We start from the raw sequence: 21,616 nt of genomic DNA on the forward strand, positions 1-21,616 counted from the left end.
CCCGGCCCGCGCCGCCACCGCCACCACCTCCGGCGGCGTGACCACGGCCGGGTCGGTGCCGAGCGTGGCACAGACCGCCACTCCCGACGCGGCCAGGCGGTCCGCGAGCTCACCGGGGACGTGGGCGCCGGTGGCGGTCACGCAGGTGCAGTGCTCGATGCCGTCCACACCGACGCGCAGAGCCTGCTCGACCGCGCCGAGCGCGTGCGCGTGCGCGGTCACCGGCAGACCCAGCTCGTGGGCCTGCGTCAGCGTGGCGGTCAGCTCCTCGTCGGTGAACTGCGGCCTCGTGGTGTCGGTGCCGGGGGTGAACACCCCACCGCTGGCCATGACCTTCACCAGATCGGCGCCGGCCGCGGCCCGCAGACGTACGGCCTCGCGGACCCCGTCGACACCGCTCACCTCGCCCCCCAACGACCAGCAGTGCCCGCCGATGCTGGTGAGCGGTGCGCCCGCCCCGAGCACCGTGGGCAGGTCGTCACGTACCCCCCGATCCCGCCAACGGAGCACCGCTCCGCGCCGGTCGCCCAGGTCCCGGACCGTCGTGACGCCGGCCGCCAGGTGCGTACGCAGTGACGTCTCGACGACCGCGTCGAGGTCTGGCTCGGGGCGCTCGGTGAGCCTGCCGAGCGCGTCGGGTCCGGCGTCGGCGCACAGGTGCACGTGCGCGTCGACCAGGCCGGGCAGCAGGGTGCCGTTCGGCTCTTCGCGCACCGGCCAGCCTTCCGGCGCCTCGGCGTCACCCCGGTGCACGTCGGCGATGCGCCCGTCGTCGAGCAGGACCAACACCCCGCCGTCCACGAGCCGTTCGCCGTCGAACATCCGGGCCACCCGGACCGCATGCTTCGTCATCGTCACCCCAGCCCACCCCGCTCGGCCACAGCTGCCACCACCAGTGACCCCTCCGCTGGCGGCTAGCGGTCCTGGCCCGACCATCGCACTGCCGCAGGGCGCACAGCCTCCCTCGCCCGAGCGATATCTCCTCCCCCTGCCGGGTTAACGGCTGCCGACACGTTCCTCGGGTCGACGGCGGTAGGTGAGTCGGGATATCACCCGTCGCGGCGGCGTTTTCGGCAACCTTCCCGGGGGATACGACGCCGCCCGACTTCTTGCGCGAAAAGGGGCGACGACAGGAGGACGGTCATGGCGTTGGCCAATCCGGCACCCGACTACTTCGAGCCCGAGGACGGCATGTTCCTCGCAACGTTGCTGATCGTGCGCGATCTGGCGCGGTCCCGGGAGTACTACGAGCGGGTGTTCGAGGCGACCTGCGTCCACGAGAGCAGCCCGCTGATCATGAAGTTCTTCAACAGCTACATCATCATCAACGTCGAGGGTGGTCCGACGGACGACAAGCCGACCGTGCAGGCCAAGGCGCCGGCCGACTCCAACACCCTGAGCTGCGCGATGAACGTCCGGGTCCGGGACATCCGGAAACTCTACGAGGAGTGGAAGTCCCGGGGCGCGGACTTCCTCACCGAGCCGAAGGACCACGGGACGGAGATCCGCTGCTACCTGCGCGACCCGGACGGTTATCTGGTCGAGGTGGGGCAGGGCCTCTGACCGCGGGGCATCGAACGTGCTACCGACGGGGCGAGCCACCCGGTCGCCGGGCGTCCTCGTCGTATCCCCATGGCATCATCCTGGCCCATGGATCAGCAGGGGCGGTTTCGCCGTGCAGCGCTCGAGTTGGGCATTCCGGACGACGAGATCAGCAGGTTCACCAGCCACCTGCGTCTGTCGATACGGTTGGGCGGGAGCTCCGGCGGTGCCCCGGTCGGGCAGTTCGGTGGGTTACCCCGACTGCCGGTCGGCACCGACTGGCCGACCGCCGGGGCCAGTCCGTTGGCGTTCATCTTCTCCGTCGACTGTGCGGCGTTGCCGAGAGTCGACGACTTCGGCCTGCCGGCGGACGGATCGCTGCTCTTCTTCCTGAACCACGAGGAGGACCACCTGGCCGGTGGCACCGGGGACCGGAGCTACGCGCGAGTCGTGTACGTGCCGGCCGACACCGCTACCGAGGTGGCGGAAGAACCCAGACCCGGGTACGTCGGCAAGCAGTACGACGTGAGCGCCACGCTCGGCGTGGAGCTGCCCCCGTGGATCGCGGCGCACGACGACGATGACGATGACGATGAGGACGAGGACGATGAGGACGAGGACGACCTGTCGCCCTTCCAGCAGCAGGTGGCCCGTGACCTGGAGCGTGACCTGCCGCACCTGGAGGAGCTTCTTGCTCTGGCCGACGATCTCTGGCCGCCCGATGAGGGGCTTGCCAGCGCTGATATCGGCGGGTACGCCGACGACGAGGTGATCAGGAGCATCGCGGAGCAGACCCTCGCCGGGCGGGAGCAGGCCGGCGAGATCGTCATCCCGATGGCGCAGTGGTATTCCCACGTGGAGCGGGAGAAGCACCGGCTGACGAGCGAGTGGGTGTCGCTCGCCCGTTTTCCCCTGGACGACGGGTTCTATTACGGCAGCTTCGTGATCCGCCACGATGACCTGGCCGCCGGTCGGCTGGACGGGGCGCTCTCCGTGACCGAGTTCAGTGAGTAGACGTCTGATGGGCCGGCCATCGCGATCTTCGATTCGGCGGCGGACTACCCTGACCTGCGGTGCCTCGGAACCGCGTGACCAGAGGAGTCGATGCTGACATGACGGCAGGACGACAGATGCCGACCCAGGACGACGTACTCGGGTACTTCGACACGCTGTCGAACTGGGGACGGTGGGGCGACGACGACGAACTCGGCACGCTGAACCACATCACCGACGACGTCCGGCTCGCGGCGGCGCGGGCCGTACGTCACGGCCGGAGCGTTTCCTGCGCGTGGGAGGTCGCCGCACCGGGAGACATGGAGCGGTCGACGACGACGTGCCCGTGCACCGCTGACATGCCGGGTGCCGAGAACATGCCGCCCGCCTTCCACGCCGACCGGCGCTGGGGATTCTCGTCCGAGCGGCTCGGCATCTCGTACCACGGCAACACCCTCACCCATCTCGACTCGCCGTGCCACATCTACTGGGACGGCACGATGTACAACGGGCGGTCGCACTCGTTGGTCGATGCCGCGACTGGTTCGGCGTGGGCGGCCGTCACGGCGGCCGCGAACGGGATTGTCACGCGCGGTGTCCTGCTGGACGTCGCGGCGGCCCGCGGTGTGCCGTGGTTGGAGCCGGGGGAGGGCGTGTTTCCCGACGACCTCGAGGAGGCCGAGCGTCGCCAGGGTGTGCAGGTGCGACCCGGCGACGCGGTTCTCCTGCGGACCGGTTACGGCCGCTTCCGGCACGAGAACGGTCCGGCCAGCGGGTTCACGCAGGCCGGCTGGCACGCGTCCTGCCTACCGTGGCTGCACGAACGGGGGGTGGCGCTGATCTGCGCCGACACCCCCCAGGACGTTCAGCCGTCGGGGTACGACGACGTGTTGATGCCGGTCCACGCCGTGAGTCTCGTCGCGATGGGTCTGTGGATGCTCGACAACTGTGACCTGGAGGCGTGCGCGACGACGGCTGCCGAGCTTGGCCAGTGGGACTTTCATTTGGCAGTCGCACCGGTCCGCTTCGCCGGCACGTCCGGCAGCCCGGTCAACCCGATCGCCACCTTCTGACCGTTGCGGCGCTGTCGAGCGCGTACCAGGTGGTGCAGCACCATCAGAGGAATCACGCCGGCCGGGTACCAGGCCAGGTCAACGGGATCGAACTGCACACCCAGCGCCAGCCGCGCGGCCACGCTCCGCGCCGACAGTTCGGCTGGCACCCCGGTCAGCTGCGCGAGTTCGACCAGCCAGCAGAAGGCGATGGCGAGGCTCCCGGCTCGTACCGGCGCCATCCGGGGCGACAGGAACAGCACCATCGTCCAGACCATCGACGCGTACAGCGCGGTGCCGGAGTATTGCCGAAGCGCCCCGTCGTCGGCGGCGCGGATCAGCAGGGCGAGGCCCAGGAACAGCAGCCCCGCCACCGGCATGAGCACTCGCACCGTACGGGCGGGGCTGCTCAACGCAGCTCCATGACGGGCCGGCTCAGGATCTCGTCGGCGTACCCGTCGTCAGAGGCGAGCCACTGGCCGAAGTCCTTGTCACGGTAGGCGGTCGCGAGGGCGAGCCACCCCAGGAAGCGGCTGCCTCCGCAGGTGGTGCTGCCGCCGTCGCCGCCGCACACGCCGGCCAGCGGTGGAAGGCCGTACTCCTCGGCGCTGTCGGTGTAGCTGGCCAGCTGGTCCGAGGTGGGCCGGAACGCCACCCGCTGCGACCGCCCCGCGTACACCGTGTCCTGAAGGCCGACCGGCACGGTCAGACCGTGCCGGTCGGCGACCTCCGCGGCGAGGCGGCGGGCGGCGGCATCGGAGAGGTCGTTCCACTGCGCGAAGGTGAGATCGGCGTACGACACCGCGCAAGGATAGGTCCGGACGGCCCGCTCCCGCAGGCGCGTTCCTGGCGGAAACGTCACGATCGAATTGGCCCCCACACGAGCTCTCACAGGTGTTGTTCCAGTCGTCGAACCCTGGCTGCGCGCCGGCCGTAGTCGGCGGCCACGGCGATGACCAGAGGTCCCCACGCGAGCATCGGGGCGTAGTAGCGGAACACCTCCCAACCGGGAGTCGGGTGCACCGGTTCGTCGTCGCCGATGCCGACCCAGATGCTCTGCACAAAGTGGAACCTCTGGTTCAGGAGGAAGTAGACGCAGATGGCGACGAGTGACCAGCCGCCGATCAGCGCGACGAGTACGACCGGACGCGTCGGGATGGGACGGCCCCCGATGCGGGGCAGCCAGTGCGGAACTCGCTGTCCCCACCGGTGCACCAGCCCGAGGGTCAACAGGGCCAGGCCCATCGACAGGGTGGACAGGAAGATCATGTACCAGCGTGTGACGGCATCGGCGGTGAACACCAACGACAGTCGCCAGAGCGCGGACGGCAGGACGCAGAGCGGGACGGCGTAGGCGGCCCAGACCGCCCAGGGCGGCGGGGCGACGGTCGGGACGTTGGCAGAGTCGGTGGGGCTCACGGAAGCTCCGATCCTGACAGGCCGGTCATGGAGGCGTTGGCCGAGGTGGCGAGGGCGTATCCGGTGGTGGTGACGGCCAACGACACTCCCCAGCCGAGGAACACCAGCAGCGTGGCGGTGACCGCCCACCCGTCCCACACGTCGGACCAGCGCGTGTCGCCCGCAAGCAAGTCGCCGACGAGCACCGCGATGCTCAGCACGCCGTAGGTGACAAGCGTGAGCGCCACCACGCCGGCCGGGATCACCGCCAGCCGCCGGGGAACCTGTCGACCGTGTAGTCCCGGCACCCAGCGCGGGAACTGCTGCCCCCACCGCTGTACCAGCCCGAGAACGAGCAGGCCGGCGAGTGGCGGGACGAGCGTGATCGCCACCCCGGTCGATGTGGAGAGGTTCCGCTCGATGTCGTTGAGTTCCCGCTCGGAGATGCCGAGCGGAACGCCGAGCACCCACAGCGCGTGAGGGACGGCCCAGCCGACCATGGGCAGCACGACGGCGACGTACGCCCAGCGGCGCGTCCACCGCGGCACCGGTCGGTAGCCGACGGCGGCCGGTCGGCGTGGGGGCCCGGATGCGTTCGCGAGCCCGACGAACAGGATGCCACCGGCCACCAGCACGAGCCGGGCTCCGAAGTCACGCCAGTCCGAGGGCCGCCCCGCCAACGCCGCCGGGATCTCGAAGACCAGGTGCAGCGGGAACGCGACCACCAGGAGCAGCGTGGCCGCGGCCCAACCACCGGCGGTCGCCCCACTGCCGGGAAATCGGACGGTGCACGCGAGCACCACCGCGAGGGCGACACCGACCCCCACCGCTCCCCACCCCGACCAGAACGGCAACGCCACGACCTGGTCCGCACCGCACCCGCCCGTCGGATCGACCAGATCGGTGCGATCGCAGGCGGTGTACCCCCACCGGCCACCCGCGATCCAGTACAAACGCTGAGCCACCGCCCCGGCGACGAACACGGCGCACGCCAGCACCCACGGTCTGGATCGGGTCGGTATTCCTACGACAGCCATGGACCAACGATCGCCGGCTGCCGATCAGCTCTCCTCCCCGACAGAAGGGGATGTGCTCCCTCTGCCGGGGGACAGGCCGTCCAAGGGGCGGTCGCCTCAAGGAATGCTCAAATTCGATCGACGTCAACGACTGCGGCCGCAAACGCACATACGCTCACCGGACCCGGCCCGCCGGCAATCACCCGTCGTAACAGAAGGAGGGGGAATGCGGCGTACACAACGACGCCTCGCGCTTCTCACACTGTCCACCCTGCTGGGTGGCATCCTCGTGACGACCGGCCCTGCGGGCGCGGATCCCCCGGGGTCCTCAGCCGTTGCCGGCCGAGCCCAGCTTGACGACCGCGAGTCGGTACGCCTCGTACACATCAGGCTGACCGGTGCCGACATGCTGGACAAGGTGGCCGCGGCCGGCTTCGACCTCGAACACGGCCTCCGGCGCGTGCCGAACGGCATCGAGGGTGAGGCGGTGGTGACCGCCGAGCAGGTCGCCGAACTCACGGCGATGGGCGTGACCGTGCTCGGTGACGACGCGGGCTTCGCCTGGAGCGACGAAGCCGACGGCGGCATCGGCATCGACGCGGCCAGCGCGCGGGCGGCCCAGCCGGCGAACCACGAGGCGACGGTACGCGTCGTCCGCGCCGACTGGTTCACCACCAAGGGCCAGGGCTTCCTCTACGTCGAGGCGCGGACCACCGAGGGACAGCAGGCTGACCCGATCGTCGGGATGCAGCTGGAGAACGACTCGGGGAGGGGCACTTCGTTCGGCTTCGCCCGGACGATGAGCCGGTTCGTCGACTCCGGGCAGTACATGTTCCACCGCAACCTGTTCAAGCTCGACGTACGCCCCAACAAGATCCAGGTGACGAGTTCCACCGGTGGCGTCACGACCGGTGTCGTCTCCAACTGGTTGGAGGACGCCCCGCCGCCACTGACCGCGAACCCGTCCTACAAGTCGGACTTCGTGGACGGTTACCGGCACCCGCAGCAGCTCTACAGCCGCGCCAAGGAGATCGCCCGCCAGTACCCGGACATCGCCGAGATCGTCTACCTGCCGAACCAGACCAACGGGTACCAGCGTAAGGCGCAGGCCCAGATCGGCGGTACGGGGCAGGCGGCCGTCGTCGTCACCTCGGCGGCGTGGGGTCACGAGGGCGGCAACGACATCACCGTGGACTTCGTGGACCGGCCCGACCCGGACCTCCCGCTCGCGGTGGAGGTCACCGGCAAGGCGGTCCGTGTCCTGCTCGCCACGGACACCGCCGGTGCGCCGGCGAGCACCGCCGCCGAGGTGGCCGAGGCGTTGCGGACCCGGTCCGCGGGCCTCATCGACCGGGCGCACCCGTACCGCACCAACGAGGGCAGCGGAATCGTCGCGCCGACGGCTGGGCCGGTCGCGTTGACCGACTTCCTCGACCAGAAGCGGGTCGGCGCGCCGGCGGGGGAGGTGCCGCGCGGCCCGGCCACGATCCCGGTCCTGCGGATCGGCAAACACCGTGACGGGAAGAAGCCCGGCGTCCTGATTCAGGCGCAGGACCACGCCCGCGAGTGGGTGCCGGCGACGACGAGCCTGGAGTCCGCCGAACGTCTGGTGCACAACTACCGGTCCGACCGGGAGACGAAGCAGATCGTCGAGAACACCGACGTCTTCTTCATCCTGTCGAACAACCCCGACGGGGCGAACTACAGCTTCTACAACTTCGCCTCCCAGCGGCGGAACCTGACCAACCACTGCCCGGACGCGAACGCCGATCCGGGTCGACGCAACTCCTGGGGCGTCGACCTGAACCGGAACTACCGGGTCGGTTCGGGGCACGACGGCTACGCGGGCGCGTCGACCAGTTGCGTCAGCGACACCTACCAGGGGCCGGAGGAGCTGTCCGAGCCCGAGTCGAAGAACATCATCTGGCTGGTCGAGAAGTACAAGAACATCAAGTTCATGATGTCGGTGCACTCCAACGGTGGTCAGCTCTTCTGGCAGCCCGGCGCCTACATCGCGGACGGCCGGATCACCACGCCGCGTCCGCCACTGGGTGACGAGGCGTTCTACTGGCAGTCCGCCGCCCGGATCCTGTCCCAGGTCAAGGCGCACCGGGAGACCGTGGTCACGCCGGAGAACGTCGGCGGCTCCTCCGACGTGCTCTACTCCTCGGCGGGTAACGTGCGTGAGGACCTGTACCACACCTACGGGATCTACGCGTTCGGCTGGGAGGTCGGCGGCTCGGTCTACAACCCGGCCACCGGCGACTGGCAGGGCGGTTCGTTCCAACCGGAGTGGGACGGGAACCCCGAGCTTGTCAGTGGCCACGCCGAGACGATGGAGTACGCCAACGGGATCATGGAGATGTTCCGGGTCGCGGCGGACTGGGGCAGGGACAACAAGAACCCGACGTCCCAACTGGTCCCCGGTGCGGGTCGCTACTCCGGGCCTGTCGACGTGCGCTTCGAGACCGACGAGCCGGCCACCATCTACTACACGACCGACGGCAGCCGGCCCACGCTCGAGTCGCCCCGCTACGTGGCGACCGAGTTCCGCGAGCCGGGGCAGGTGTTCCACGTGACCGAGACGACGACGTTCCGCTGGTTCTCGGTCGACAGCGCCGGCAACATCGAGAAGAACTACGACCCGACGAAGAACGACAGGCGCAACAACTACCGCATGGCGACCATCAGGATCGCCAACGGGTAGCGCTGCTCCGACAATCGGTGCCCCGTCGGTGCGGTCCAGCCGCGCCGACGGGGCACGGTCGCTGCTGACCCACGCCGCGCCACACCCGACCCCGAGCGAACCGGTCAGCCCCGGTCGCCGCGGTCGCGTATCCCCGTTTGGCGCTGATGAGTTACCTGAGCCTCCCTTCCATCCGATCTGATCGATCGTTACGGCGGCAGTCTCGCAGGCGGATGTTGGCTGGGCGTTGGACGGCTGACGGTTGGCGATCGTGGTGCCCTTTCCGTTTCGCCGCGTGGGTGCAACGATCCTGCCACTGGGTGATGGGCGCGTCGTCGATCGATGGCCGACGTGCGCGACCGCAGTCGAGACAGATCGCGCTCCTGGAAAGGGATCATGCGGTTCGAAGTCCTGGGGCCACTGCGAGCCGTCGACGCGTCCGGATCGGTGGTTCCGGCCGGCAGACGGCAGCATGAGGTGGTGCTGGCCTGCCTCCTCGCGGCCGGCGGCCGGACCGTCACCGACGGCATGCTGCGGGAGGCCCTGTGGGGTCGCGATGCGAACGAGAGCAAGCAGGTGGCGCTGCGGGTCCTCGTCCATCACCTGCGTCGCAACCTGGGCACCGAGTCGATCATCCGCACGGCCGGTGGCTACCGAATCACGTTGGACGGCCACCAGCTCGACGCCGACGAGTTCGTCGCGCTGGTCGACGCCGCCGCCCGGGACGAGGCGCGAGGCCGGCTCGCCGAGGCGCGTGAGGGCTACCGGGCCGCGCTGCGGCTGTGGCGGGCAACGGAGGCCTACCAGGGCACGGCCGACACCGATCAAGTCAGAGGTGCGGCCGACCACCTGGGCGAGCAACGCCTGGGCGCGTACGAGCGCTGCGTCGACATAGAGCTCAGCCTTGGGCTGCACCGGGAACTGTGCGCCGAACTGTCCGCCGTGGCCTCGGCGAACACGCTGCGCGAGCGCTTGCAGGCGCAACTGATGCTGGCGCTCGTCCGCAGTGACCGCCGGGCGGAGGCATTGACCGTCTACGAGCGGACGAGGCGGATCCTCGCCGACGAGCTTGGTGCGGATCCGGGCATCCGCCTCCAGCAGCTGTACACCGCGATCCTGCGCGGGCCCGCGCAAGGGGTGACGCCGACCGCCGCTCCGGTCACCGTTCGGCCGGCGCAGTTGCCCGCCCCGCCCAGCAACTTCGTGGGTCGCCACGACGAACTCGCCGCACTCGACGCCGTGAACGCCGACCCCGGGTCCGGTCAGCGGCTCGCGGGTTCGGTGGTGGTCACGGGTTCCGGCGGCATGGGCAAGACAGCCCTGGTCACCCAGTGGGCCCACCAACACCGGGAGAGCTTTCCCGACGGGCAGCTCTACCTCGATCTCGACAACGACGTTCCGGTGTCGGTGACGTTGGCCCGGGCTCTCGTGGATCTCGGCATCGCACCTGATGACGTGCCACGGCAGGCAGAGGCACGGGCGGCACGACTTCGGTCGTTGCTCTCCGGTCGCGCGGTGCTGATGGTTCTGGACAACGTGGGCAGCGCGCAACAGGCCCGGCCGTTCATCCCCGGCAGCGGTGGCAGCCTGCTGGTGATCATCAGTCGCAACCGGCTTGACGGGCTCGTCGCTCGCGAAGGCACCCACCTGCTGGTGCTCGCGCCGCTGCCGGTCGAGCAGGCCACCCGCCTGCTACGGGCGACCGCCGGGATGACCGGCCCCGCCACCGACGACATCCGCACCCTGGTGGAGCTGTGTCACGGGATGCCGCTGGCCATCCGGATCGTGGGAGCCCACCTGCGGCTGGGGACCAGCCCGGACGTCCTCGTCGGCGCCCTGCACGACGAGCGCACCCGCCTCGCCCGGTTGACCACCACGGACGGCGATGTGAACGTCCCCGCCGTCATCGCGGTGTCGTACCGGCGCCTGGCCGCACCGGAACGTCAGCTGTTGCGGCGCCTCGGGCTGTTGGACGTGCACACCGTGCCACCAGGTGCCGCCGCCGCACTCGGTGGCATCACCTCTGCAACCGTGCTCGCCGGTCTGATCGGGCAGCTCGCCGCGGCCAACCTCGTCACCGTCGACGTGGACGACCGAATCAGCCTTCACCAGCTGACCCACCTCTTCGCTCGGGAGCAGGGACAGCGCGATGACACCTCCGCCGATCAAGCGAGCGCCGAACGGCAGGCGCTCCGCTGGTACGCACAGGCGGCCGACGTGGCACAGCGCCTCATCCGCCCGACGGCGGGTGGAGCGGGCGGTGACACGACGCACGAGACGCGTCCGCTCTTCCTGCCGGAGCTGGCTGACACCGCCGCCGCTGTCGGCTGGGTCGACGCGGAGGCGGACACGATCATCGCGATGATCGCCCAGTTCGGGGGTAAGCATCCCGATCTCGTCTGGCCGCTCGCCGCGAACATCCGGGGTTGGCTGCAACGCCGGGCGCCTCGCGACACCTGGATCGCCGTCACCGAGCAAGGTATCCGGGCCGCGGCCCAGGCCGGCAGCAGCACCGGCGAGGCCACGCTACACGCGAGCCTGGGCGTGGCACACAGCCTCCTGCTGCACCGCGTTGAGGCCCGCGCCGCCTACCAGCGGGCCAGCGCACTGTGCCAACGTGACGGCGACCACGCCGGCATGGCCGACGTCGAGGCGAGCCTCGGTGGGATGCTGATCGAGAGCGGGGAGCTTGACGAAGCACTCCCACCACTGCTGCGGGCCCGACACTGGGCGAACCTGCTGAACGACCCCGATCTCATCTTCAAGGTAGAACACAACCTCGGCCTCCTGCACCGCCGGGCCGGCCGCCAGCAGGACGCGCTGGACTCCTACACGTCGGCCCTGGCCGCGGCCGACCGATCCAGCAACCGGGACTGGTTGTCCGCGAGTGTGCACACTAATCTCGGCCGGCTGCACTTCCTGCGCGACAACGTCGACCTGGCCGGCAACCACTACGACACCGCCGTCCGACTCGCCAGGAGCACCGGCGACCGGATGCGGGAGGCATGGGCGCTGCACGGTTGCTCCGATGTCGCCGCGGCCCGCCGCGACATCCCGGCCGCCATCGCGGCCCTGCACGAGGCCGTCACGATTCTGGAGCGCCTGGGCGACCGGCGCCTCGACGAGATGCGTGCCCGGATGTCGGAGCTGCTGTCCGACACCACCACCGTGCCCGGACCACGACGGGCATAGCCCCTCGGCGGTCATGTTTCGGCACTGCGCCACTCTGGGCGGGAAGTCGACGAGCAGGCGCACGTGGTTGTTCTTGTGGTTGAGCTCGGCCATCTCGGTTGCAATGTCGGCGTACGCCGAATTGTCCCGACAGGACGGCGGCCAAACTCGCCCCGGAGCGCGCGTGGCTGCGTGAGGTGTCGTCGGTGGTGTTGCAGCAGGGCAGGCCAATCAACAGTGGCGGCTCAACAGCGACAGCAGCATCCTCGCGGTCGGCGCCGGCAGGTGCCTCGATGTCATCGGCAACGCCACCGCCAACGGCTCCACCGTCGCGATCTGGGACTGTAACGGCGGCAACAACCAGAAATGGCGTACGTCCTGACCTCGCCGGCCGGCGAGGTCAGGACGCGGCGGTCGGCTCAGCTGCCGTGCACCTCCAACTCCCAGAGTGAGTAGCCGTACGCGGGCAGGGCCCGCTGGGTGCCCTGGACACGCAGGTAGCGGCCGGTGGCCGAGATGCCGATGTCGTCCACGCCGCCGTCGCCCGTGGTCGTGGTGTGCACCGGTGACCAGGTGACGTTGTCCGGGGAGACCTGGATCTGGTACGCCCGGGCGTACGCCGCCTCCCAGGTCAGCCGGACCCGGTCGAGGGTGCGGGACGCGCCGAGGTCCACCGAGATCCACTGCGGGTCGGCGTACGCGCTGCCCCACCGGGTGGTCGCGTTGCCGTCCACGGCGTTGCCCGCCACGTGCGTACTGCCCGGCTCCACGCTGGACGCGGTGACCGGCCGGCCCCGGGAGAGCAGGGTGCCGGCGGCGGTGCCGTAGACGTTGAGGTCCCACAGTGAGTAGCCCCACTGGGTGGCGCGCTGGGTGCCGTACACCCGCAGGTAACGGCCGGTGCCGGTGACCGTGAGGTCGTCGACGCCGCCGTCGCCGGTGGTCGTGGTGTGCACCGGTGACCAGGTGACGTTGTCCGGCGACACCTGGACCTGGTACGCCCGCGCGTGCGCCGTCTCCCAGGCCAGCCGAACCCGGTTGATCGCGTACGTGGCCCCCAGGTCAACGGAGATCCACTGCGGGTCGGCGTACGCGCTGCCCCACCGGGTGGCCGCGTTGCCGTCCACGGCGTTGCCCGCCGCGTGCGCGCTGCCCGGCTCGACGCTGGACGCCGTCACCGGCCGGTTCCGGGCCAGGTCGGTGGCGGGCGGCTCGCTCGGGCCGTCGGTCTTGATCCGCACGTTGCGGTAGTTGATGTCCATCCCGGCGCCGTCGTTCTGCAGTCCGATGTAGCCGTTGGCGATGGCCCGGCTGCTGACGTAATCATTGATCTTGACGCCGTTGAGCCAGATCTCGACCCGCTGGCCGTGCACGCCGATCTCGTAGGTGTTCCAGGAGCCGGGTGGGTTGAGCGCCGCCGCGCGGGCGGCCTGGTTGGGTGCCCGGAAGCTATAGACGCTGCCGGTGGTGCGCGTCGGGTCGCCGTCGGTGGCGTCGATCTGGATCTCGTGACCGGCGGCGACCGGACCCCACGGGTCGCCCTGCGGATCGGGGAACCCGATGAAGACCCCGCCGTTGTCGTCGCCCGGCATCATCCAGTCGACCTTCAGCGAGTAGTTGGCGAAGGTGCGCACCGGGTACCAGAGCAACCCCATGCCGCCATTGGACGTGAGGGTGCCGTCGGCCAGGGTGAAGCCGCCCGGCCCCGCCTGCCGCCACTGCCCGAGGCTGGCCTGGGTGCCGTCGAACAGCGGGGTGTATCCGGGCTCCGGCCGGCAGTCGGCCGGCACCGCCCCGGCCGCCACCTGGATGCCGCCGAGCAGCATCCGGGTGAAGTTCGGGTCGGTGTAACTCTGCTCGGTGTGGCCGAGGCCGGTGTACCAGGAGCGTCCGCCGCCGTAGCTGTGGCACCAGGTGATCGGGTGGTCGCCACTCATCGACCCACCGGAGTACGACGACTCGTCGAGGCTGGCCAGCACCTTGACCGCCGAGCGGGGGTTGGCCCGGTAGTTGTACCACTCGTCGGTGCGGGTCCAGGTCGACGGCAGGTGCGCGGTCGAGGCGTTGGCCCGGTCCTCGACCCGCACGGTCGCCTGTTGGGTGGCCGGGTGCGAGGCGAAGTACGCGCCGACCAACCCGCCGTACCACTGCCAGTCGTACTCGGTGTCGGCGGCGGCGTGCACTCCGACGAAGCCGCCCCCGGCGGCCACGTACGCCTCGAACGCGCCCTGCTGGCCGGCGTCGAGCACGTCGCCGGTGGTGCTGAGGAAGACCACCGCCTGGTACTGGGCGAGGTTGGCCGTGGTGAAGGTCGCCGCGTCCTCGGTGGCCGTGACGGTGAAGCCGTTCGCCGCGCCGAGCTGTTGGATCGCCGCGATGCCGTTCGGGATGGACGAGTGCCGGAAGCCGGCGGTCTTGGAGAAGACCAGCACCTTGCCCACCGGCGCGGCCTCGGCCGGGGTCGAGACCACCGTCGCCGCGCCGGCCGCGAGGGTGAGTCCGGTGACGACGGCGGCGGCGAGTGTGCTGATGACGCGTCTGCGCATGGATAGCTCCTTGTGGGAGGGGTGGACGGACGGGGGACGGCAGCGCCCGGCCGGCGGGCCCGCACGGGCCCGCCGGCCGCGGCGTCAGAGGGCGATCAGGTCGAACTTCTCCCAGGGGCCGACCGCGTCCCGGTTCGCGATCAGCGCCTCGGCCCCGCCGTTCTCCGCGACCACGTACCTGTTGTTCACCGTCGCCCGCAGGCTGACCGAGCCGTCCGTGTTGCGGACCAGGGCGAAGGACTCCCACGACCCGGCGGACGCCCGGTTGGCGATCAGCGGGTTGGCGCCGGCGTTCTCGGCGCAGACGATCTGGTTGTTGACCCGGGCCCGTAGGGCGATCGTGCCGCCGCCGAGGTCGATCTGGTCGAACTGCTCCGAGCTGCCGACGCTGGTGGCGGAGGCGACCAGGTTGCCCGCGCCCGCGCTGGTGGCGCTGACGTACCGGCCGTTCGCCTGGGCCCGAAGCGCGACCGCCCCGGTCGTCGGTGTGCCGCCGGTGAGGATCCGCAACGCGTCGACCATGCCCACCGAGGTGGTCTTGTTGACGATGCGGATCGTGTGGGAGCCGTTGGCCAGCCCGGTCTTACGGAACACCACCTGCTGGGCCTGGCGGGCGCCGGCGACGTTCAGGTTGACGTTGGCCTGGAACACGTTGTCCAGGTAGACGTCGACGTTGCCCATGTCGCTGAACCGCTCGGACAGGTACTCCACCCCGGTGCCGGTGAAGGTGTAGCTGGCCGCCGAGCCGACGGTGGTGCTGTGGTGGGTGTCGTCGTTGTAGTCGCCGTACCCCCGGGCGGTGGTGTGGTGCCAGTTGGCGTCGTAGGTCAGCATCGTGTCGTTGACCAGCCCACCACCGCCGGCACCGCCGAGGCCCAGGGTCGAGGCGGTGCCGGACAGGCTCTTCTCGGCCTGGTTGGCGGTGCCGGTCAACGTGGTGGTCGCGTACGTCGACAACGGCTTGGCGGTGCGCTCCACCACGTACACCGTGTTCGCCGCGGTGGCGAAGCTGACCTCGGCGGCCGAGGTGGTGGTCAGCACGGCGTTGTCCGAGGTACGACGGACGCGGATCTCCTGGCCGCCCCACGGGTTCACCACCCGGGCCGTCTTGCCGTACTGGCTGCGCAGCCCCACGTACTTGGTCTCGCCGGCCTCCCGCTCCGAGCTGACCAGGAAGCCGTCCTTGGCGAGCAGCGTGAACTTCCCGACGAAGCTGGCGTCGGTCGGCGCGGCCGGGAACACCCGGATCTTGTCGTTGTACGACTGGAGCAACGACTCGTTCATCGCCGTCAGGTGCACGCCGAGGTACTCGAAGACGCCGTTGGTGTTGTTGGTCATCCCGTTCGGATAGTTCTGGTACTTCTGCAGCATCGTCCGCATGCCCTGGAAGGCCTGGTCGCCGAGGCCGAGGCGGGCGGCGTGCACGTGGTCGTTGGACCAGACGTTGCCGTACGGATGAGGCCGCACGTTCCAGGTGGTGATCGCGGTCTGCTGGTCGGGGTAGCCGATGCCGGTCTGGTCGTAGGGCCAGACCAACTCCAGCGCCACGTTCTCGTTGTTGCGGGTCTGCGAGATCGGTGGGTCGTGCGGCAGGTACGCCCCGTTCTGCACCTGGTACGGGGCCAGGTTGCTGACGATGCTCTGCCAGTTGGCCCGCAACCCGGCGTCGAGGCCGAGTTGCTGGCTTACCTGGATCGTGAGCGGAAAGAGCAGCCGCACCGCCGCCAGGTCGGTGATGGCGTTGCGGACGTCCCAGTACGTCTCGTGGGCGTTCGAGCTGGCCATGTACCACCGGCCGGTGGCGCTGTCGAAGTCCAGCATGTCCTCGTAGAACTTCACCGCCTCCCGCATGTACGGGTAGGCGGTGTTGCGCAGGTACGTCTCGTCGTTGCTGTACCGGTACTGCAGGTACATGTTGTAGGCGGCCTCGGTGCCGGTGGAGTAGGTGTCGTTGACGTAGTCACTGTTGATCGTGCCCCGGGCGTTGCCGTCCCAGCCCATCGTCTCGGGCACCCAGAGCCCGTCGCTGCCGTACCGGGTGGTGGTGTACGACTTCAACGCGGAGAGGTTGCGGCTGTAGAGCCGGTTGAAACCGCCCATCAGGTCGACGTGGTTGCTGGCCAGGAACGAGTTGTAGACGTCCCGTTGATTCCAGTACCAGTACCCGTTGCTCCACTTCGAGCTGTCCTGGGTGGCCCGGAAGACCCCGTTGATGAAGTGCAGCGGATAGTTGCCGTAGCCGCCCGCCGCGATCATGTAGGTGGCCAGGTAGTAGACGTTCTCCAGGTAGTCGGCGTCGCCGCCCGCGTTGGAGTACTGGACGAACGACCTCGCCCAGAAGTCGTGCCACCAGTTGCGGTAGTTGTTCAGCGTGGTCGCATAGCCGGCGCTCTTGGCCGCCGCCAGCTGATTCTTCGCCTGGGTCACCGAGTTCAGGCCCGGCGAGTTGATCCGGCTGGCCGCGGTGAACCACACGGTGTAGCTCGACGTGGGGGTGATCGTCAGCCGGACCCGGGTGCCGTTGACCACCTGGGAGGAGTACGACGCCCCCTCGACCGTGGCCGCGAGGGTGTACCCGAAGTTGTTCGCGTCGGTCTGCCCACGGCTCAACCCGACGCCGGTGGCGTCGGCGAAGGTCGAGACGGTACGCCAGGTGTTGAGGTCGGGGACGTCCGCGATGTTCTGGACGGTGTTCATGTCCCACAGGCTCAGGTCGAGCCCGACGCTGCTCACCCCGGGTCGGGTGTCCTCGACGTGGATGCCCATCACCTCGGAGTTGGGCGCGCCCAGCACGGTGACGGTGCGATTGTTGTCGTACTTCGTGGTCAGCGTCCCGTCGTACAGCGAGAGGCGTTGCTGGAAGGTGGTGTAGCCGGTGTCGAGCTGCGGGTTGCTGTACAGGTTGACCAGCCCGGCGGCGTAGGTCGACTGCTGCGAAAGGTCGACACCGGAGACCTGGGCGGTCAGACCGTTGTTGTTCCACACCATGGCGCCGGTGCGGCCGTTGCCGACGGTGAGCCCGTGCAGGGGGTTGGTGTTCGGGCGGTTGTAGACGATGTCGTGCTTCGACAGGTAGGCGGCCCGGTTGACGTTCACCGTCCCGGTGCTGGTCCCGAACGCGGCGTCGGTGGGTGCCGCGGTCGCCGGTCCGGCCGGTCCGACGGCGACGACGCCCCCGGCGAGCAGGACAGCGAGCGCGATTCGTAGCGGCGGCGTCATCTTCATCGACACGATCTCCTCTGGATCGTCGTGCGGATGCAGGTCTCGCACCCCGGGAAGGTGCCCCGGTGTGCCCACGTCCGCCGAAACGAGGGCGATGTCGAGAACGACGCGGAGCGGTGCCACCGTGCCGGGTTGACGGCGATCGGATGAACATCGATCCACATCGTTGATGTGCAGTTAACATCGGACGTCTGTGAGGGTCAATCCCCTCGGGACTGTCAGGATCGCCTCAGGAGCGGTGCGCCGCCACGTTGATGATGTTGCCGTCCGGGGCGCGGACGAAGAACCTTCGCACGCCCCACGACTCGGTGGTCAGCGGGTGCACGATCTCGTAGCCGAGCCGTTGTGCCTCGGCATAAGCCTCGTCCACGTCGTCCACCTGCGCGCTGATGATCGAGTCCTCGGGTGCGGTCGCGTCGCCGGAGACGAGCTGCACGGCCACGTCGGGGTCGGACGAGGTGTAGCGGGCCACCCAACCCAGGCTGAACGCCTCGGTGCTCAAACCGAGGAAGTCGGTGTAGAAACCCTTCGCGGCGCTGACGTCAGCCACCGGAAGGTTGGGCAGGATGCGGATGACGCGCACGGGGACCTCCAGCTCAGGCAATCGAGACACCCTGATTATTCCAGCCGTCAGGCCCTGATCCGCTCGGCGACCCGTACGGCGACGGCTGCGAGCTGCTCGGCGGAGAGCGGTGGTTCCGACTGCGCGGCAACTGCCTGCTCGTCGACCCCCACCATGTTGCTGACGCTCGCGCTGAGCGCCCGGTTGCCGGGCAGTTGAATCGACACGATGTGCTGCACGCTCGCGGTCCGCTTCGCGGTCAGCGTCTCGGTCTTCATCCGGAGGCCGCCGGGGGTCGTCCCCTGCGCACAGATACGGTGGTAGCGGTCGTCTCCCGCGCCCTCCGGCAGCTCGCACGGCCAGTGGAATCCGGCGGGCCCGTCGGGCGCCGAGGGGTCGACCCGCTGGCCGATCGGTGCCGGTTCGAGGACGTCGGGGGAGATCGACACTCCCAGCGGACCCTTCCGGCCCCGATACGACAGACCGGACCCGCCGCCGACCATGTCGTCCCGGCCGTTGTGGGTGAACACCGGCGGTCGCCCGTCCGGCTGGGGAGCCTCGCCCACGTGGTCGGGGATCCAGAACCACGTCGACCCGGGCGCCACCGCACGCAGCGCGGCATCGAACTCGACGCTGAGGCGCTTCGCGCTGGCCTCGGCGCTCTCGTCGGTGTCGAAGACCAGGCGGAACCCGCTGTCAGCGGACGTGGGGGAGGGCGCGACCAGCGGTCGGCCGGGCTCCTGATCGTGTACGGCGACACCGACGCCGACCGCCAGCGCCAGGACAGCGGCCAGCGGGCCGCCGACCAGCCGGGCCCGCCTCGCGCGCCGCTCGCGCCGGACGATGCCCGCCACGTCCACCCGGGGTGGCGGTGGCGTCCCGATCAACTCGTCGAACAACTGGTGACCCATCTGCTGCCTCTTCCTCAGGACTGGCCGGTGACGACGGCCCGCAGGTTCGCCAACCCACGTGCCGACTGACTCTTGACGGTGCCGGTGGAGATGCCGAGGATCTGCGCTGTCTCCTCCACCGAGCAGTCCAGGTAGTAGCGGAGCACGAGCACCGCCCGCTGTTTGGGGCCGAGGGAACGCAGCAACGCGGCGAGTCCCTCGCGGTCGGTGACCGTCTCCGGGGCCGCCGCGGCCACGTCCGGCAGCGTCGCGTGCGCCTGTTCCCGCCGCTTCCAGGGCCGGCGCCGCTCATCGAGCCAGGCGCGGGTCAGGACCCGCTGGGCGTACGCTTCACGGTTGTCCGCCTGACCCGCCGTGCGCCAGTTCCGGTAGAGCTTCGCCACGGTCACCGACACGACGTCGTCGGCGGTGTGCCAGTCCTGGCAGAGCAGGAACGCGCTGCGTCGCCAGCGATCCATCCGACCCGCGACGAAGTCGTGGAAGTCGGTCTCGTCGGCCCGCCTCACCGGGGTCTGTCCTCTCCGGCGACCAGCACCGGTCTGTTCTCTGCGCTGACTGTCACGGCCGTACGACGCGGCCCTCCCGCCCGGGGGTTGCACGCCGGTCCGCGTACATCTGGTGACCGACGCGGATTTCGGCGTCGTCGACAATCGTGGCGCATTCGGCGAGGAAGTTGCGGTACGTGGCGCGGAACAGCGGTCCCGGCCGGCGCGCTGGAGGAGTCAGCTCAGCACGGCGGCCTTGCCGAGCAGCACCGAGCGTTCGCGCTGGTTGGCGCAGAGCCGGGCGGCCAGCTCCAACTCGGCGCGCGCCTCCGCAAGTCGGCCGAGGCGGGTCAGCAGCTCACCGCGTACGGTCGGCACGAGGTGCGAGCCGGGGAGCCGGTTGGCGGCGATCAGCTCGTCCACGATGGCCAGGGCTGGCCTCGGACCCGAGGCCATGGCGACGGCGACCGCCCGGTTGAGCTCGACCACCGGTGAGGGCGCGACCCGGCTGAGCGCCTCGTAGAGCCGGACGATCCGGGCCCAGTCGGTCTCCTCGACCGAGGGTGCCGACGCGTGCGTGGCCGCGATCGCGGCCTGCAGGCCGTAGGGGCCGAGGCCGCGCTGCGATGCCCTGGTCAGCGCCGCCAACCCACGGTGGATCGCCGCAAAGTCCCACAACCGGCGGTCCTGGTCGGCGAGGAGGATCGGCGTGCCGTCCGGGTCGGTCCGGGCCGGGAAGCGCGCGGCCGTCAGCTCGCAGAGGGCGAGCAGGCCGTGCGCCTCCGGCTCATCCGGCTGGAGCGCGGCCAGGGTGCCGGCCAGCCGGATCGCCTCGTACGCGACGTCGGGGCGCAACAGCCGGTCGCCGGACGTGGCCGTGGACCCCTCGGTGAAGATCACGTAGAGGACGCTGAGCACATCGCCCAGCCGCTCCCGGCGCTCCCCGGCCGGCGGCAGCTCGAACGGCACCCGGGCCGCCGCGATCGTCTTCTTGCCCCGGGTGATCCGGGCCTGCACGGTCGGCACGGGCACCAGGAACGCGCGGGCGATCTCCTCGCTGGACAGGCCGCCGACCACCCGCAGGGTCAGCGCCACCCGTGTCTCGCGGGAGAGCACCGGGTGGCAGCTGACGAACATCAGCGCCAGCACGTCGTCGTCGATCCGGTCAGGGTCGATCTCCTGGTCGAGCGCGGGATCAGCCGCCAACAGGGCGTATCGGTCCTGCAGGGCGGCCCGACGGCGGATCGCGTCGATCGCCCGCCGCCGGGCCGTGGCCATCAGCCATCCGGCCGGATTGGCCGGCGAGGCACGCGGCCAGGACACCAGCGCCTCGGCCACCGCCTCCTGGGCGGCGTCCTCGGCCAGCCCGAAGTCACCGGTGAACCGGGTCAGCGCGGCGACGATCCGCGCCGACTCGATCCGCCAGACGGCCTCGACATCGGGCGTACCCATCAGGCCTGGCCGTTGCTCTCGCCGCCCTGCGGGACCTCGTCGGCCTCGGCCACCCGCCGGACCTCGATCTTGGACCCGCGGACCGCCGGGACCCGCTTGGCCCACTCGACCGCCTCCTGTCTCGTGGCGACATCGAGCAGGAAGTAGCCCCCGAACAACTCCCTGGTCTCGCCGTACGGACCGTCCGTGACCACCGGTGCCTCACCACCGAAGTCGACCACGACACCCTGGCGTGGATCGTCCAGCCCCTCGGCCGCCACGAGAACGTCGGCCTTCATCATGTCCTCGATGAACCGGCGGGTGGTGGCCATCATCTCGTCGAGGTTGGCCATCATGGCCGCGTTCGTCTCATCGGTGCCCCGCATGATCAACAGGTACTTCGACATCGCGTTCTCCTCATCCGACGGGGCCGTCTCCCGGCCCTAGCATCCCCACGTCGAACGAGCGGCCAACGGATCGACACGGGCCCGGAACATTCTTTCCCGGTCGCGGCGTGGTCCGGCGGTGCCGTCCGGAGCGCCGACGCTTGATTCAATAGGCGTTCGTCAATAGATTGAGGGTGGGCGCCGCCGAGGTCCGG

General features: G+C 69.9%; 17 protein-coding genes and 1 pseudogene. 6 read left to right on the forward strand and 12 right to left on the reverse strand.

Annotated elements, in window-relative coordinates:
• Nucleotides 1–852 (reverse strand): amidohydrolase family protein (locus PSH25_RS21365; protein WP_238660763.1); only part of this gene is annotated, 852 nt, incomplete at its 3' end.
• A 291-nt stretch (nt 853–1,143) separates the two neighbouring features.
• Here PSH25_RS21365 and PSH25_RS21370 point away from each other — a divergent pair.
• From PSH25_RS21370 to PSH25_RS21380, 3 genes are all read left to right on the forward strand, one after another.
• Nucleotides 1,144–1,563 carry a VOC family protein gene (locus PSH25_RS21370; protein WP_238660764.1) on the forward strand — a complete coding sequence of 140 codons (420 nt, stop codon included), beginning with the start codon at nt 1,144–1,146 and terminating at the stop codon, nt 1,561–1,563.
• A gap of 87 nt (nt 1,564–1,650) precedes the next feature.
• Nucleotides 1,651–2,556, forward strand: a complete 906-nt coding sequence (locus PSH25_RS21375; RefSeq protein ID WP_238660765.1) for a DUF1963 domain-containing protein — start codon at nt 1,651–1,653, stop codon at nt 2,554–2,556.
• Between the two features lie 98 nt (nt 2,557–2,654).
• The gene (locus PSH25_RS21380; RefSeq protein WP_238660766.1) at nt 2,655–3,608 is read left to right on the forward strand and encodes a cyclase family protein; all 954 of its coding nucleotides are present in this window, start codon (nt 2,655–2,657) and stop codon (nt 3,606–3,608) included.
• On the opposite strand, the gene PSH25_RS21385 is transcribed toward PSH25_RS21380, so the two are convergent.
• From PSH25_RS21385 to PSH25_RS21400, 4 genes are all read right to left on the reverse strand, one after another.
• Nucleotides 3,536–4,000: a ribosomal maturation YjgA family protein gene (locus PSH25_RS21385; protein WP_238660767.1), complete on the reverse strand. Its 465-nt coding sequence runs from the start codon at nt 3,998–4,000 to the stop codon at nt 3,536–3,538. The genes PSH25_RS21380 and PSH25_RS21385 overlap by 73 nt on opposite strands.
• The gene (locus PSH25_RS21390) at nt 3,997–4,389 is read right to left on the reverse strand and encodes a hypothetical protein (protein WP_238660768.1); all 393 of its coding nucleotides are present in this window, start codon (nt 4,387–4,389) and stop codon (nt 3,997–3,999) included. The genes PSH25_RS21385 and PSH25_RS21390 overlap by 4 nt, the downstream gene beginning before the upstream one ends.
• Nucleotides 4,390–4,475: 86 nt before the next feature.
• On the reverse strand, nt 4,476–5,006 hold the full coding sequence (locus PSH25_RS21395; protein ID WP_238660769.1) for a hypothetical protein: 531 nt from the start codon (nt 5,004–5,006) through the stop codon (nt 4,476–4,478).
• The gene (locus tag PSH25_RS21400) at nt 5,003–5,950 is read right to left on the reverse strand and encodes a hypothetical protein (protein ID WP_238660770.1); all 948 of its coding nucleotides are present in this window, start codon (nt 5,948–5,950) and stop codon (nt 5,003–5,005) included. The genes PSH25_RS21395 and PSH25_RS21400 overlap by 4 nt, the downstream gene beginning before the upstream one ends.
• Nucleotides 5,951–6,407: 457 nt before the next feature.
• Here PSH25_RS21400 and PSH25_RS21405 point away from each other — a divergent pair, with 457 nt between their 5' ends.
• From PSH25_RS21405 to PSH25_RS21415, 3 genes and pseudogenes are all read left to right on the forward strand, one after another.
• Complete coding sequence (locus PSH25_RS21405) at nt 6,408–8,708, forward strand: M14 family metallopeptidase (protein ID WP_238660771.1); 2,301 nt, start codon at nt 6,408–6,410, stop codon at nt 8,706–8,708.
• 375 nt (nt 8,709–9,083) lie between these two features.
• Nucleotides 9,084–11,879, forward strand: a complete 2,796-nt coding sequence (locus tag PSH25_RS21410; RefSeq protein ID WP_238660772.1) for an AfsR/SARP family transcriptional regulator — start codon at nt 9,084–9,086, stop codon at nt 11,877–11,879.
• A gap of 211 nt (nt 11,880–12,090) precedes the next feature.
• Nucleotides 12,091–12,240 (forward strand): annotated as a pseudogene (locus PSH25_RS21415) (RICIN domain-containing protein); the annotation flags it as partial.
• Between the two features lie 37 nt (nt 12,241–12,277).
• Here PSH25_RS21415 and PSH25_RS21425 read toward each other — a convergent pair.
• The 7 genes from PSH25_RS21425 to PSH25_RS21455 all read right to left on the reverse strand — a co-directional run bounded on the left by PSH25_RS21425 (nt 12,278) and on the right by PSH25_RS21455 (nt 21,422).
• On the reverse strand, nt 12,278–14,404 hold the full coding sequence (locus PSH25_RS21425; protein WP_308193711.1) for a ThuA domain-containing protein: 2,127 nt from the start codon (nt 14,402–14,404) through the stop codon (nt 12,278–12,280).
• Nucleotides 14,405–14,488: 84 nt separating this feature from the next.
• Nucleotides 14,489–17,674: a glycosyl hydrolase family 95 catalytic domain-containing protein gene (locus PSH25_RS21430; protein ID WP_238660773.1), complete on the reverse strand. Its 3,186-nt coding sequence runs from the start codon at nt 17,672–17,674 to the stop codon at nt 14,489–14,491.
• A 181-nt stretch (nt 17,675–17,855) separates the two neighbouring features.
• Entirely contained in the window at nt 17,856–18,209 is a 354-nt protein-coding gene (locus PSH25_RS21435; RefSeq protein WP_238660774.1) for a VOC family protein, read from the reverse strand.
• A gap of 47 nt (nt 18,210–18,256) precedes the next feature.
• A complete protein-coding gene (locus PSH25_RS21440; protein WP_238660775.1) occupies nt 18,257–19,099 on the reverse strand; it encodes a hypothetical protein in 843 nt (280 codons plus the stop codon).
• Nucleotides 19,100–19,113: 14 nt separating this feature from the next.
• The gene (locus PSH25_RS21445; protein WP_238660776.1) at nt 19,114–19,605 is read right to left on the reverse strand and encodes a sigma-70 family RNA polymerase sigma factor; all 492 of its coding nucleotides are present in this window, start codon (nt 19,603–19,605) and stop codon (nt 19,114–19,116) included.
• Between the two features lie 216 nt (nt 19,606–19,821).
• Nucleotides 19,822–21,036 carry an RNA polymerase sigma factor gene (locus tag PSH25_RS21450; protein WP_238660777.1) on the reverse strand — a complete coding sequence of 405 codons (1,215 nt, stop codon included), beginning with the start codon at nt 21,034–21,036 and terminating at the stop codon, nt 19,822–19,824.
• Nucleotides 21,036–21,422, reverse strand: a complete 387-nt coding sequence (locus tag PSH25_RS21455; protein WP_238660778.1) for a YciI family protein — start codon at nt 21,420–21,422, stop codon at nt 21,036–21,038. Before PSH25_RS21455 ends, PSH25_RS21450 begins: the two co-directional genes overlap by 1 nt.
• Nucleotides 21,423–21,616: the final 194 nt, after the last annotated feature.

The organism is Micromonospora foliorum (assembly GCF_022229015.1).
Classification (GTDB): domain Bacteria; phylum Actinomycetota; class Actinomycetes; order Mycobacteriales; family Micromonosporaceae; genus Micromonospora; species Micromonospora foliorum.